Below are 13,259 nucleotides of genomic sequence, written 5' to 3'. Positions count from 1 at the left end.
GCGTTGCTGCAATGACCGGGCCGGGGCGGGCTCAGAACCCGAGTCGGAGCGTCACGCGCAGCGTGCGCGGTTCCGCCGGATGGACGTGCCGGTCGGCGACGGCTTCGGCCTCGCCCGGCAATCGCGACTCATAGAAGTACTGGATGTCGTCGACGCGGCGGTCGGCGAGGTTGAAGACGTCCAGCGTCAGCGCGCTGTCCTTGCCGAGTGATGCGGGCAGTTGATAGGCGATGCGCAGGTTCGTCGTCAGCGACGACAACGAGCGCACGCTGTTGTCCTCGACCAGCGCGCCGGGGCCGAGATAGCGCCACTGCAGGCTGGCCGACCAGGACCCGAGCTCGCGCACGGTCATCGCGATGGATGCCACGCGGTCGACGGCATGCGGAATCCGGTCGCCGTTGGCGAAACGTGCATGGGTCCAGGCGAAATCGGCATCGATCAGGCCGTGGCGGCCGATCGCCCAGCGGTTGTTCCACTCGACGCCGCGGCGCCGGCTCGCGCCGCTGGCCTCGGTGGCGCCGGCATCGCCGACGTAGACGAGCTCGGAGTCGACGTCGAGCTTCCACAGCGCGAGCGAGCTCTGCAGCCCCGGCAGTGCCTCGCTGCGCAGGCCGAGCTCGACGCCGCGCGAGGCCGCCAGCCCCGGCACGCGTTCGACCGGCGCGCCGGACTTCGGATCGAAACGTGCGGTGGTGCCGCGTGCGTCGTTGCTGTGGAAGCCGCGACCGGCGTTGAAGAAGACCTCGGTCTTCGCGAACGGCCCGGCGATCAGCGCGAGCTTCGGCGACAGCTGCCGGTCGCGCGCCGCGCCCGAGTTGTCGGCGAGGATCAGGCTGTCGACCCGCGTGCGCAGCGCATCGGCGCGCAGGCCGAAAACGCCGCGCAGCCACGGCGTGAATTCGAGCGCGCTCTGGCCGTAGGCGCCGGCCAGCGTCTCGCGCAGGTCGTCCTCGCGCGTGACGCCGAAAACTTCGCGCCGCGCGGTGTCGAACAGACCGACGCGCGCCCGGTCGTGGCGCAGCTGCAGGCCGATCTCGCTGCGGGCGGGCAGTGGGCCGAGCTGGTGCGCGAAGGCGTGGCTCGCGCTGAAGCCGGCGACCGTGCGGCGGTCCTGCTGTGAGAACTGGTCGCCGGTGTCGGGGCGTTCGAGCGCATAACTGAAGTTGGAGTACAGCGCCAGCCGATAGCGCATCAGGTACGCGGCCACGCGGGTCAGCCTGCCGTCGCCGTTACGGTGCCATTCGCCCGACAGGCTGCTGCGCGAGGTGCGCCCGCCGGTCGAATCGTCGAGCGAATCGAAGCGGCCGAATCCGCGGCCGTCGATCCTGCCGGCGTCGATCAGCCGCTGCGGCACCTGGTCGGTGCCGGTCCAATGCGCGCTGTAACCCATCGCGCTGGCTGACCAGCCGTTCGCGGCGTCACCGCCGCTCAACGTGAGCACGGCGTTTCGCTTGCGCAGGCCCTCGGGCACGGTCCACGGGCCGTCGTTGCCCATCAGCTCGACCGCGCCGAGCAGCGCCAGCCCGTTGCCGATCATCGTCGAGCCGCCGGCGACGGCGCGGCGGTGCGCGTGCTCGCCGAGCGTGAGCTGCGCGAACGGTGCATCGAAGCGCTGGCGGTAGGCGATGTCCGCGGCGCCGGCCGAGGCGAAGTCGCCGCTCTTCGCGAAATACGGCCCCTTGCGGTACTCGATGCGCTGCACCAGCTCGGGCATCAGGAAGTTCAGGTCGGTGTAGCCCTGGCCGTGGCCGTGGCTCGGCAGGTTGACCGGCATGCCGTTGACCGAGGTCGCGAAGTCGGTGCCGTGGTCGAGGTTGAAGCCGCGCAGGAAATACTGGTTCGCCTTGCCGTCGCCGGAGTGCTGCGTGACGATCAACCCGGGCACGAACTCCAGCACCTCGCCCGGCCGCTGCGCCGGCCGGCTCTTCAGCAGCTCGGCGCGGATCACGCCCTGCGAGGCGGCATCACTGGAGCCGATGGCGTTGTCGTAGTGGCGGCCGGTGACTTCGACGCTTTGCGGCAGGTGCGCGACGATGGTCTGGGCGTGGGCAGTGCCGAAGAGGGTGCTGAGCAACGGTGCGAGCGTACGAAGACAAAAACAGGGCATCGGTTCCTCTGAAGCCACGGGGCCGCTGCGGGCGGCGACTTCGGGAACTACGCGGAAGTGATCACACCGGATGCGGCGGCCAGGCGTGCCAGGCCAAGGCCGGCGACGCCGAAACTCAAGAGCACGACCGCGGCACCCATCAGCTGCGACGCACGCAGCGCGAAGCCGTCTGCGCGCTGCAGCAGCCGGTGCACCCACCAGCCGTTCAACGCGTCGGTGGCCAGCATGCCGGCGGTGAACAGCAGCGCCAGCGCGAGTGCCGCCGCAGGCCCGCCGAGGGCCGGCGAGGCGAGCGCGAACAGGGCCGCCTGGCTCAGCGTGTCGAAGGACAGCGCGAACAGCGCACCGGTGGCCGCTGCCGTCCAAGGTGAGCGGCCAGCGATCCAGCGACCGAGCAGGCGAGCGCGCAGGCCGACCGGCTTCGGTGCTTCACCGGGCCGTGCGCTGAACAGCGCGCGCAGGTTGGCGATGCCGAGCACCAGCAGCACGGCGATCGAGATGCTCGCGCCGGTCGTCTGCAGCCACTCGGGCGGCGCCCAGGGCCGGCTCGCCGCGGCCAGCGCACCGGCCGCGGCGATCACCACCGCGCCATGACCGAGCGAGAACAGCGCCCCGCACCAGCGCGCGACACGCCGGCCTTCGCGCTGCTGCAGCCGCGTCATGCCGTCGATCGTCGCCAGGTGGTCGGCGTCGAGCCCGTGCTTCAGGCCAAAGAGCAGCGCCAGCGCGGCGAGCGCCGCGAAATCGGTGGGCAGGTCGGACATCGGCGCGGCGCCGGCCTGCGGCGCTGTGAGGAAGAAGGTGCCGATCGATCTTACAAGCAGCCGGCCCACGCGGAGCGCTGCGAAGCCGCTTGCCCGTGCTCAGCGCTGCGTCACGATGTCGCGGTGCATCGGCGCCAGCTTCGCGAGCAGGCGGTTCTGCTCGGCAAAGGGCACGCCGCGTGCGTCCATGGCCTGCTGCAGCAGCTCGACCAGCGCGTTGAAGTGGCGGCGGCCGATCTCCAGGTCCTGGTGCGAGCTCTTCATGTCCGCACCCTCGTAGCGGCAGGGGCCGCCGAGCAGCTCGCAGAACTGCTCCACCAGTTGCGCCTTGACGTGGGCCTGGTTCACCGGGCGAAAGAACGGCGCCGTGCGCTCGTCGGCCAGCAGGCGCTGCATGAAGTCGTCCATCAGCGCGACGAGGCCGGGCTTCTCGCCGAAGGCACGGAAGCTCGCGGTGGTTTGGGCGTAAACGGGGGCGGCGACGAGCATCGCTGCCAGCAGCGCGGCGATGAGAGAAGCGCGTGTGTTCATGACCACCTCAATACGCGAGCTGCAGCGACAGGTACGCACCCGTCTGGCGCCGGGCCTGCACCGCGGGCACGATGCGCCCGAGGTCGAGGTAGGCGGCCGTCAACGACACATGCTTGGCCGGCGCCCAGGCGACGAAGACGTCCCACCAGTCGTCCTCCTTCAGCCCGGCGCCGAGCAGCGACGGGTTCAGGTTGTCGGGCTTGCGCCGGTATTCGGCACCGACCGCGAGCCGGCGGTTGATCAGCCAGGCGAGCGACAGCTCGGGCATCAGCTTCACCTGGTCGTGCGCCGTGCCGCCGAAGCCGAGCAGGCCGTTCTGGTTGGCCTGGGTCGCGCGCAGCGTGCCGTTGAGCAGCAGGCCTTGCGCGATCAGCAGCTTGGTCGCGCTGACGTACAGCTCGACGCCGTCACGCCGCGCGCCGAGCGCGTCGAGCGTCGGCGCCAGGCCGCCCGCATTCACCCGCTTGGCCAGCACGCCGAGCGCGATCTGCGGCATCCAGGTGTCGCTGTCGAGGATCGCGTCGCCCGCGACGCGCCATTTCGCGCCGGCGATGTCCTGGCGCAACTTCAGTCCCGGTACGCCGAGGGCAGGGCCGGTGGCGCCGGTGTCGAAGACCTGGCGTGCCAGCGACAGCTCGAAGCGGTCGTCGATGCCGACCGCGACGCCGGCGACGGTGAGCCGGTAGTCGCGTGTCTTCGCGGCGCTGGCAAACGCCGTCGCGCCCCACTGGCCGGCACTGGCGTTGCTGCCGATCACGCCCCAAGGCGTCAGGCCGCCGCCGGCGGCGCCGTCGATGGTGCTGACGCCGCCGGTGAGCAGCAGCTTGTCGGTGGCGGCGGCCGCGGGCAGCGCGAGCAGCAGGGCACAGCAGGCCAGCAGGTGCTTGTGATTCATCGGTGGTGCTACGCGGCCGATCGCATCCTGGATGCAGCCGCGTTGTTGGCTGCTCGATTCTGTCAGGGCGTCCAGGTGCCCTGTGCGAGCGCCTTCACCGGCGCCTTCAGCTCCAGCGTCTCGCGCTTGCCGTCCTTGCCTTCGATCACCAGCGTCAGCGGCACCGTGTCGCCGGCCTTCAGCGGCGCCTTCAGTCCCATCAGCATCAGGTGGTAGCCGCCCGGCTTGAGCTCGACGGTCTTGCCGGCCGGCAGCTCGATCATCGGCACCTGGCGCATGCGCATCGTCGTGCCGTCCATCGCCATCTCGTGGATCTCGGTCTGGCCGGCGGCGGGCGACCGGGCCTCGATCAGCTTGCCGCCGGCGGGCGACTTCAGCTGCACGTAGGCGCCGGTCGATTGCTGCTGCGCGACGGTGCCGCGCACCCAGGGATTGCTGGCGACGGTCTGCGCCGAGGCGCTGGCGACGAGCAGCGAAGCGATCAGCGCCGCGGCGAGGGGGGTGGGCTTCATGGCGGGGTCCTTCGGGAAAGAGTCAGTGATGATGCGCCGCCGGCGCGGGCGCGGGTTGCACCTGCAGCGGCGCCGTCCATTCGTGCTCGCCGCGTTCGCACAGCTGCAGCACCTTGAACGCGAGCGCGCCGGGTGCCGTTGGCAGCGTCGTGCGCAGCACGAACTCGTCGACATGCGCGTCGTCCAGCCAGGCCTCGCGGCTCGTCGCGCGCCAGCTGATCTCGGCCACCTCGTCGCTGATGCGGCGGCCGTGGCTCTCATACGGCTGAGGCAGGGGTTCACGACGGAGGGTGATCGTCCAGCCGGGTTTGGGCATCGGCTTCGTGCCACGCAGGCCGGCCGGCAGCCTGACGCGCAAAGTGTGCGTCGGCGTGCCGTCGCAGCCGTGGCCGACGCGCAGCGCGGCCTTGTAGGCGCTGCCGGCTGCTGCCTGCGGCTGGTCGAGCACGACGTGCGCGTGGGCGGCGCCGGCGAGCAGCGCGGCGGCCAGGGACAGGGTCTTCTTCATCGGGGGCCTCACAAGTCGAACTTCACTTCGGCATTGACGCTGCGCTGCGGATAGGGGTGGAAATTCCAGTAGCGGTCATTGTTCAGGTTGTCGATGCCGACGGCCGCGCTCCAGTGGCGATCGAAGCGCCACAGCAGCCGCAGGTCGGCCGTCAAGTAGCGGCTCGCGCCCGTGTAAGCCTCGCCGTTCGGATCGCCGTTGTCGAGCGCGCTGAACTGCCGGCCGCTGTAGCGCGCGCCGGCGCTCAGGCTCACGCGCTCGTTGGCGCGCCAGGTCGCCTGCAGCGTCGCGCGCCAGCGCGGCACGCGCGGCTGCCACTTGCCGATCGTGTCGCCGGGCTTCAGCAGGTAGCCGGCATTGGCGACGATGCGCGAGTCGGCGTAGGTCAGGCTGCCGCTCCAGTCGAACGCGCCGCGCTGCGCCGACGCCGCGAGCTCGAGGCCGGTGGTGCGCACCTGGTCGACGTTCTGCACCGTGTTGGCATTCGTCGCCGGGTTCAGCTGCGAATACAGCGCATCGCGCGTGTCCTCGTGGAAAAGCGTCGCGCGGGCGCGTGCGGCAGGGGTCGTCCACTCGACGCTGAGCTCGCCGGTCCAGCTGCGCTCAGGTCTAAGGTCCGGGTCGTTGTTGATTGCTTCGCCGCGGGCATTGAAGCCGCCCTGGTAGAGCTCGCTGACCGTGGGGTAGCGGATCGCGCGGCCGCTGCTGGCCTTCAGCGCCCAGGCGTCGCCCAGGTCGAGCAGCAGCGCGAGTTTTGGCGACAGATGCTGCAGCCGGCGCTCGGGATGCACCAGCCGGGCGCTGCCGGCTTCGGTCAGCCCGCGCGAAGCGCTCCACCACTCGGCGCGCAGGCCGAGCACGGTGGTCCAGGCCGGCGCGAAGCGCCAGCTGTCCTGCACGAAGGCGCTGTCGACGTGCGTATCACCCTCGAAGCGCGAGGCCGGCGCGGCACCGCTGGCGCTGACCCAGTCGCTGGTCGTGGAGAGCGTGCTGCGCAGTTGGTGGTGCTGGCGGCCGAGGCCGGCGTCGATCACGTGTGCGCCGCCGTCGCCATCGGGCCGCCAGGTGCCGCGCGCATTCAGCGTGTGCCAGCCGGTGCCTCCCAGGTCGGTCAGGCGGCCGGCCTGCGGCTGTTCGGCGCGGGTCGGCGCGTAGGTGCGCAGGCGGTCCTCGACGTAGTCGACGCGGCTCGCGGCCAGCTCCCAGTCCCATTCACCGCGCGTGCGGGTCTTCAGCGACAGCGCCTGCATCGCGTGCTGCTGCCGTTCGCTGCTGCGGCCGAAGTCGGCGGGCGTCAAGGCGTAGCGGCGGCCGTCGATGTTGACCGTGTGCGTGATGCCGCCGCCGGTCGTGTTGTCGACCGGCCGGCCGGCGGCGTCGCGCAGGTAGCTCACCGGGCGGCCGTCGGAGTGGTTGTCCCACCAGCCGAGCAGCAGGTTCGCGCGCAGCGTCGGCGTCAGGTCCCAGGCCAGCTTGGCCTTCAGGTGATCCTGCGTCGTGTCGTACTCGGTGCCGGTGCCGATCAGCCACCAGGCCTGGTTGCGCGGATTGCGGCCAGCCACGGCGCCCTGCACCGGCGTGCCCTCGGCCGACACCACGCCGGTATTCGTCAGCTTGGTCGCGAAGCTCTGCGGCTGGCCGTGGCTGATCAGCCGGTTCGCGCTGACCCACCACGCAAGATCACCGGCCCGGTCGCCGAGCGAGGCGCTGGCCTGCCGGCCGCCGAAGTGGTCATCGGCGCGGTAGAGCTCGAAGGGCTGGTGGAAGATGCCGAGCCTGGCGTGCGCCTCGAAGCGCTGCGGCAGCCGCGTCACGTAGTCGACCACCGCACCGACCGCATTGCCCGGATACGCGGCGGAGAACGGGCCGTACAGCACGTCGACCCGTTCGATCTCCTCGGGCGTCACCATCGCCCAGCGCGGTGCGAAGGCGGCGGCGTTGCCGAGCAGGTTGGACAGCAGCACGCCGTCGGCATAGACCAGCGAGCGGGCGCTGTTGCCGGTGCCCGAGGCGCGTGTCGACAGCACGGCGTGGTTGTAGTCGCCCGGATAGCGCTTGCGCACCAGCAGGCTCGGCAGGTACTTCAGCGCGTCCTCGCTGTCGGTGGCGTTGATCGTGCGCTCGAGCTGCGCGGCATCGATGCCTTCGATCGTCGTCGGCAGGCGGGTGGGCAGCGAGCTCGGTTGATGGTGGCCGATGATCACGACGCCGGCGACACGCGTCGGCGGCTCGGCGGCCGCATCGGCGCGCACGCCGGGCGGCCAGGCAGCGATCGCCAGCGCGATCGCCGAAAGGCAAGGGGGATTCATCGAAGACTCTGGTCTGAACAGCGCACATGCGCAGGACGGCGCGGTCAAGCGAGACCGCGCCGGCATCGAGCAGGATTCAGACGAGAGCGGGGGGTGCGCGTGCCTGGGCCGGTGCCCAGGCGAACAGCGGCCGAGGCGACTGCAGGTAGAGCCGCGGCAGCGCATGGCCGAGCGAGGATCGCAACGTGGCCACCGCCGCCGCGGGCGGCAGGCCGAGCGCATCAGCCTGCAGCGAGCAGAACGGGCAGTGCTCGAGCACCGGCATCACGTCGCCTTCGGCCGGTGCCGGCTTCGCCGCCGCGGCGCCGATGCGGCTCGCGCTGCACACCTGGCCCCAGGCCGCGGCGGGCCCTTGCGTCGCGGCCAGCGCGCGGGCGATGCCCGGGGCCAGCGTCGCGAGCACCAGCGCCCACAGCGTGAACCACGCGACGCAACGGCGTGGTTTCGGGCGATGGGCGCTCAGGGTAAACACGGGGCGGCAGTCTAGCAGCGCGGTCGCGCGCCACAGCCGCTTCGAGCCGCGCCGCCCGGTGGTCGGCGCGTACACTGCGCAGCCTCTCTCGCACCCGTTGGCGCATGGATTTTCTGTACAGCTTCGTGGCCGTCGTCGCGGCTTATCTGATCGGCTCGCTGTCCTTCGCCGTCATCGTCAGCCGCGCGATGGGCCTGTCCGATCCGCGCAGCTACGGCTCGAAGAATCCCGGCGCGACCAACGTGCTGCGCTCGGGCAATCGCGCGGCGGCGATCCTCACGCTGGCGCTCGATGCGCTGAAGGGTTTCGTTCCGGTGCTGATCGCGCTGATGCTCGCGCCGCGTTTTCAGTTCGGCGAGCTGACGATCGGCCTGGTCGGCCTGGCGGCGTTCGCGGGCCACCTGTGGCCGGTGTTCTTCCACTTCCAGGGCGGCAAGGGCGTCGCCACCGCCGCGGGCGTGCTGATGGCGCTCAACCCCTGGCTCGGTGCGGCAACGCTGCTGACCTGGGTCATCGTCGCCGCGTTCTTCCGCTATTCGTCGCTGGCGTCGCTGGTCTCGGCGGCATTCGCGCCGTTCTACCAGCTGCTGATCTGGGGCCCTTCGCCGCTGGTGCTGGCGATCGCCGTGATGAGCCTGTTGCTGGTGTGGCGCCATAGCGCGAACATCCGCAAGCTGCTCACCGGAACGGAATCGAAGCTCGGGCAGAAATCGGCCCCGGCGGCCGCCGCGCAAACGCATCACCCGCATCCCCATCCCGCTCAGCATTCCCACCGACACCACAAGAAAGGACATTGACGTGATTCAGAGATTCGACGCCGGCCCGCGCCTGTCTGAAATGACCGTGCACAACGGCGTCTGCTACCTCGCCGGCCAGGTGGCCGTCGGGGGCGCCACGGACATCGAGGGCCAGACCCGCGAGGTGCTGGCCGCGATCGATGCGCTGCTGGCACGCGCCGGCAGCGACAAGACCAAGATCCTGCGCGCGCAGATCTTCCTCGCTGACCTGGCCGACTTCGCCGGCATGAACCGCGTCTGGGCCGAGTGGGTCGTGCCGGAGCAGACGCCGGCGCGCGCGACCGTCCAGGCGGCGCTCGCGAAGCCGGAGTGGAAGGTCGAGATCGTCATCACCGCGGCGCTTTGACCAACACGGCCACCAACCCCAGCCCCGGATCGGTCGTGGCCGAATCACGACGACCGCTGCTCCTGCTCGTCGGCGCGATCCTGGTGCTGAGCGCCGGCAGCCAATGGTGGGGCTGGCGCCAGGAGCAGCAGGTCGGCCGCGAGCTCGCCAGCCTCGCCCGCGACGGCGACATCGTGATGCTGTCGACCGACTGCAGCTATTGCGCGCACGCCCGGTCCTACCTGAAGACGCACGCCGTGCGCTACACCGAATGCTCGATCGACCGCGACCCTGCCTGCGCCGCGCAGCATGCCGCGACGAAGATGAAGGGCATGCCGGTGATCCTGGTGCGCGGCGATGCGCAGGAAGGCTTCATGCCGACGAAGGTGTTGGAGCGCTTGCGCCGCGGCTGACGCCGCCGGAGCGCCTGCGCCGCGGCTGAAGCACTACAGACCCAGCCGCTGCAGCGGCCCGCGCCCCTGGCGCAGCAGCACCGGCTCGTCGCCGCTGTAGTCGATCACCGTCGTCGGCTCCATCGGGCAGGCGCCGGCATCGACGACCGCCTGCAGCACGTGCTCGAAGCGGTCGCGGATCTCGTGCGGATCGTTCAGCGGCTCGCTCTCGCCGGGCGGGATCAGCGTCGTCGCGAGCAGCGGCTGCTCGAGCACCGCCAGCAGCTCCTGCGTGACACGGTGGTCCGGCACGCGCAGCCCGGTCGTGCGGCGCGACGGATGCGAGACCCGCCGCGGCACTTCCTTCGTGGCTTCGAGGATGAAGGTGTAAGGCCCCGGCGTGCCGAGCTTCAGCAGCCGGTACTGGCGGTTGTCGACGCGCGCATAGCGGCCGAGCTCGGACAGGTCGCGGCACAGCAGCGTCAGGTGGTGGCGCTCGTCGACCTGGCGGATGCGGCGCAGCGACTCGGCCGCCGCCTTGTCGTCGAGGTGGCAGACCAGCGCGTAACTCGAATCGGTGGGCACCGCGCAGACGCCGCCGCGGTGCAGGATCTGCGCCGCCTGCTTCAGCAGGCGCACTTGCGGGTTGTCGGGGTGGACTTCGAAGTACTGGGACATGCAATATCGCGGGATGCCTGAACCCGAAAGGAAGCGGATTATGAGTACCCGTCGTTGGATCGCCGTCGCCGCCTGTGGCCTGGCCGCCACCACCGCGCTGCAGGCTCAGGAAGGGCTGCCCAAGCGCAAGGCCGGCCTGTGGGAAGTCTCGATGCAGATGCCGGGCACGGGGGCGCCGGCGATGAGCAGCAAGCAGTGCGTCGACGAGAAGTCCGACGAGGCGATGCAGAAGAAGGCGATGGCCGGCAACGACCAGAAGGCGCAGTGCAAGCAGACCTCGCTGAAGCGCATCAGCGGCGGCGTCGAGATCGAGGCCGAGTGCAAGAGCGACGAAGGCGTCACGAAGGTGCACTCGCGCATGACCGGCGACATGCAGTCGACCTACACGGTCGACAACACGATGACCTTCACGCCGCCGCGCCACGGCATGAGCACCGCGAAGATGACGATGCAGGCCCGGCATGGCGGCGCCTGCCCGGCCGACATGAAGCCGGGCGACATCCGCATGGGCGGCATGAACTTCAACCCGGGCGCGGCCGGCGGCATGCCGGCCGGCATCGACATCGAGAAACTCAAGAACATGACGCCGGAAGAGCGCGCCAAGTTCATGGAGCAGATGAAGAAGTCGATGGGGCAGTAGCCCCGCTCAGTCGGCGCCGGGCCGCTCCCAAGGCGACTGAGTGCCCAAGGATCCCGCAGGGGATCCTTCGTATCCCCGGGGCCGCGAACGAAGTGAGCAGGGGGCTGACATGTCTGCCGATGCGGCTCAGGGCCGCTGGATGCGCGCTTCCAGCCGCTGCCAGATCGGCTCGAGCTGCTTCGGCAGCTTCGGCAGCGTGCCGAGGTCGATGCGGCTCTCGTCGGGCGAATGGAAGTCGCTGCCGCGGGACGCGGCGAAGTCGAACTCGATCGCCATCGCGGCGTACTTCGCGGCGTCGGCCGAGCCATGGCTGCCGGTCAGCACCTCGATGCCGGCGCCGCCATGGGCCTTGAACTCGGAGAACAGCGCGTACTCCTCGATCGGCGTGAACTTGTAGCGGCCCGGGTGCGCGATCACCGCGGCGCCGCCGGCGGCAAGGATCCAGCCCACCGCTTCACCCAGGCCGGCCCAGCGGTGCGCCACGTAGCCCGGCTTGCCGCTGACCAGGTAGCGGCGGAAGACCTCGCCGTTGTCGCGGCAGACGCCGGTGTCGACCAGCCAGCGCGCGAAGTGCGTGCGCGACATCAGGTCCGGATTGGTCACATAGGCCAGCGCGCCGTCGTAGGCGCCGGGGATGCCGACCTTGGCCAGGCCGTCGGCGATCTGGCGCGCGCGTTGCAGCCGGCCCTCACGCGTGCGGGCCAGGCCGGCGCCGAGTTCTTCATTGGCCGGATCGATGCCCAGGCCGACGATGTGCACCGTCTCGCCGGCAAAGGTCACCGAGATCTCGACGCCGCCGAGCCAGGCGATGCCCTCGGCGCGCGCAGCGGCCGCCGCACGGGCCTGGCCGGCGAGCTCGTCGTGATCGGTGAGGGCCCAGAGCTCGACGCCTTGCGCCCGCGCCCGCGCGGCGAGCGCTTCGGGCGTCAAGGTGCCGTCGGAGAGGCTGGAATGGCTGTGGAGGTCGGCGTTCAGCTGGTGGGGCACCCCCCAATTCTAGGGAGCCGAGGCCCTTGGCACCGGCGCGCGACGGCCAAGCACCCGGTCCGAGCGCGCCTTTGTGCTCGGGTTCGCGCATTCGCTGACAATGTGAATCTCATTCTGTACATTTACATGAAAACGACCATAATGAGAATCACATGCCTGCCAAGACACCGCCCCTCGAGGGACTGAACGCAGCCAAGCTCAGCGCGCTGGGCGAGGCCATCCGTGCGCATCGCAAGCGTCAGAAGGTGAGCGCCGTGACGGCGGCCGAAGCAGCCGGCGTGTCGCGCGTGACGCTGCATCGGATCGAGCGTGGAGAACCATCGGTGACGATGGGTGCCTACTTGAATGCGCTCACGGCCATCGGGCTGGAGCTCGCGTTGCACGACCCGCTCGCACTGGCGCCGGTGCGAGCCGATGGGGATGACCTGCCGGCGGTGATTCAACTCGATGACTATCCTCAGCTGAAGCAACTGGCCTGGCAGGTGCACGACGCGACGGAGCTGTCGCCTGAAGAGGCGCTGAACCTCTACGAACGCAACTGGCGCCACCTCGACCAGCGCAGCCTCGATCCGAGGGAGCGGGCTCTGCTGCGCGCATTGGTGGTCCGGTTCGGCGGAGGACGGCTGCTTGTTTGAGCGTGAACACCATCGCCGCGTGGCCTCGGTGCTGGAAGCGCTCGATGCCGGTCAGCTGGAAGCCTGCCATTGCCTGTTCGGCGGCGGCACCGCGATGGCACTGCGCTTCGGCGAATACCGGCAGTCAGTCGACATCGATTTCCTGGTCTCCGATCGCGAGGGCTATCGCCGGCTTCGCCAGTTGCTGTCGGCAGCCGATGGCATCGCAGCCATTGCAAGACCCGGCCGTGCCCTGATCCAGGCACGCGAGGTGCGCGCCGACCAGTACGGCATCCGGACGATGCTGCGTGTGGCCGACGCCGACATCAAGTTCGAGATCGTGCTGGAAGGTCGCATCACGCTGGAGCCGCCGGACCCGGACGACCGCTTGTGCGGCGTCGCCACGCTGATACCGCTCGACATGGCCACGCGCAAGTTGCTCGCGAACTCGGACCGATGGCGCGACGATTCGGTGCTCAGCCGTGATTTGATCGACCTGGCGATGATGGCGCCGGGCAAGCCGCTGCTGCGCCAGGCCATCGACAAGGCCAAGGGCGCCTACGGCGAGAGCATCGAGAAGGACCTGGCGAAGGCGATCGCCGACCTGCGTGAACGGCCGCACCGGCTGAACCATTGCATGCGGATGATGCAGATGACCAGCATCTCGAAGGCACTGCTGTGGTCGCGCATCAAGGCGCTCGGGGCCGCCTTGCCGGCCCGGCCCTGAC

The 13,259-nt window shown here is 70.2% G+C and carries 16 protein-coding genes; 6 read left to right on the top strand and 10 right to left on the bottom strand.

Going from position 1 to position 13,259, the window contains the following annotated elements:
* Nucleotides 1–31: 31 nt before the first annotated feature.
* From HLB44_RS11535 to HLB44_RS11500, 8 genes are all read right to left on the bottom strand, one after another.
* Nucleotides 32–2,074, bottom strand: coding sequence for a TonB-dependent receptor (locus HLB44_RS11535; protein ID WP_246312194.1), 2,043 nt, complete (start codon nucleotides 2,072–2,074; stop codon nucleotides 32–34).
* Nucleotides 2,075–2,154: 80 nt separating this feature from the next.
* Nucleotides 2,155–2,940 (bottom strand): HoxN/HupN/NixA family nickel/cobalt transporter, encoded by a 786-nt coding sequence (locus HLB44_RS11530; RefSeq protein ID WP_173122718.1) that lies wholly within the window; start codon nucleotides 2,938–2,940, stop codon nucleotides 2,155–2,157.
* Nucleotides 2,941–2,970: 30 nt separating this feature from the next.
* A complete protein-coding gene (locus HLB44_RS11525) occupies nucleotides 2,971–3,402 on the bottom strand; it encodes a group I truncated hemoglobin (protein WP_173122717.1) in 432 nt (143 codons plus the stop codon).
* Between the two features lie 7 nt (nucleotides 3,403–3,409).
* Nucleotides 3,410–4,297: a DUF3034 family protein gene (locus HLB44_RS11520; protein WP_173122716.1), complete on the bottom strand. Its 888-nt coding sequence runs from the start codon at nucleotides 4,295–4,297 to the stop codon at nucleotides 3,410–3,412.
* Nucleotides 4,298–4,359: 62 nt separating this feature from the next.
* Entirely contained in the window at nucleotides 4,360–4,809 is a 450-nt protein-coding gene (locus HLB44_RS11515) for a copper chaperone PCu(A)C (RefSeq protein ID WP_173122715.1), read from the bottom strand.
* Between the two features lie 22 nt (nucleotides 4,810–4,831).
* Nucleotides 4,832–5,317 carry a YcnI family copper-binding membrane protein gene (locus HLB44_RS11510; protein WP_173122714.1) on the bottom strand — a complete coding sequence of 162 codons (486 nt, stop codon included), beginning with the start codon at nucleotides 5,315–5,317 and terminating at the stop codon, nucleotides 4,832–4,834.
* 8 nt (nucleotides 5,318–5,325) lie between these two features.
* A complete protein-coding gene (locus HLB44_RS11505; RefSeq protein ID WP_173122713.1) occupies nucleotides 5,326–7,626 on the bottom strand; it encodes a TonB-dependent receptor in 2,301 nt (766 codons plus the stop codon).
* A gap of 76 nt (nucleotides 7,627–7,702) precedes the next feature.
* Nucleotides 7,703–8,098 carry a DUF2946 family protein gene (locus HLB44_RS11500; protein ID WP_173122712.1) on the bottom strand — a complete coding sequence of 132 codons (396 nt, stop codon included), beginning with the start codon at nucleotides 8,096–8,098 and terminating at the stop codon, nucleotides 7,703–7,705.
* 104 nt (nucleotides 8,099–8,202) lie between these two features.
* Between HLB44_RS11500 and plsY the strand changes: the two genes are divergently transcribed.
* Genes plsY through HLB44_RS38165 form a run of 3 tightly spaced genes read left to right on the top strand, consistent with a single transcriptional unit; the run spans nucleotide 8,203 to nucleotide 9,633 of the window.
* On the top strand, nucleotides 8,203–8,895 hold the full coding sequence (plsY, locus tag HLB44_RS11495) for a glycerol-3-phosphate 1-O-acyltransferase PlsY (protein ID WP_173122711.1): 693 nt from the start codon (nucleotides 8,203–8,205) through the stop codon (nucleotides 8,893–8,895).
* Between the two features lies 1 nt (nucleotide 8,896).
* Nucleotides 8,897–9,241 (top strand): Rid family hydrolase, encoded by a 345-nt coding sequence (locus tag HLB44_RS11490; protein WP_173122710.1) that lies wholly within the window; start codon nucleotides 8,897–8,899, stop codon nucleotides 9,239–9,241.
* Between the two features lie 35 nt (nucleotides 9,242–9,276).
* On the top strand, nucleotides 9,277–9,633 hold the full coding sequence (locus HLB44_RS38165) for a glutaredoxin domain-containing protein (protein WP_173122709.1): 357 nt from the start codon (nucleotides 9,277–9,279) through the stop codon (nucleotides 9,631–9,633).
* A 33-nt stretch (nucleotides 9,634–9,666) separates the two neighbouring features.
* Here the strand turns inward: HLB44_RS38165 and HLB44_RS11480 are convergent, their stop codons facing one another.
* On the bottom strand, nucleotides 9,667–10,290 hold the full coding sequence (locus tag HLB44_RS11480; protein ID WP_173122708.1) for an L-threonylcarbamoyladenylate synthase: 624 nt from the start codon (nucleotides 10,288–10,290) through the stop codon (nucleotides 9,667–9,669).
* A 40-nt stretch (nucleotides 10,291–10,330) separates the two neighbouring features.
* Between HLB44_RS11480 and HLB44_RS11475 the strand changes: the two genes are divergently transcribed.
* Nucleotides 10,331–10,930, top strand: coding sequence for a DUF3617 domain-containing protein (locus HLB44_RS11475; RefSeq protein ID WP_173122707.1), 600 nt, complete (start codon nucleotides 10,331–10,333; stop codon nucleotides 10,928–10,930).
* A gap of 126 nt (nucleotides 10,931–11,056) precedes the next feature.
* On the opposite strand, the gene HLB44_RS11470 is transcribed toward HLB44_RS11475, so the two are convergent.
* Nucleotides 11,057–11,917 carry a 3',5'-nucleoside bisphosphate phosphatase gene (locus HLB44_RS11470; protein ID WP_173122706.1) on the bottom strand — a complete coding sequence of 287 codons (861 nt, stop codon included), beginning with the start codon at nucleotides 11,915–11,917 and terminating at the stop codon, nucleotides 11,057–11,059.
* Nucleotides 11,918–12,069: 152 nt separating this feature from the next.
* On the opposite strand from HLB44_RS11470, the gene HLB44_RS11465 reads away from it, so the two are divergent.
* Together HLB44_RS11465 and HLB44_RS11460 are read left to right on the top strand one after the other, a co-directional pair.
* A complete protein-coding gene (locus HLB44_RS11465; protein ID WP_173122705.1) occupies nucleotides 12,070–12,552 on the top strand; it encodes a helix-turn-helix domain-containing protein in 483 nt (160 codons plus the stop codon).
* Nucleotides 12,545–13,258, top strand: a complete 714-nt coding sequence (locus HLB44_RS11460) for a nucleotidyl transferase AbiEii/AbiGii toxin family protein (protein ID WP_173122704.1) — start codon at nucleotides 12,545–12,547, stop codon at nucleotides 13,256–13,258. The genes HLB44_RS11465 and HLB44_RS11460 overlap by 8 nt, the downstream gene beginning before the upstream one ends.
* Nucleotide 13,259 lies beyond the last annotated feature (1 nt).

The sequence above is a fragment of the Pseudaquabacterium terrae genome (assembly GCF_013266755.1).
Classification (GTDB): domain Bacteria; phylum Pseudomonadota; class Gammaproteobacteria; order Burkholderiales; family Burkholderiaceae_C; genus Pseudaquabacterium; species Pseudaquabacterium terrae.
Note: the sequence above shows the minus strand (reverse complement) of the source record. Positions and strands in the feature narration are given on the sequence as shown.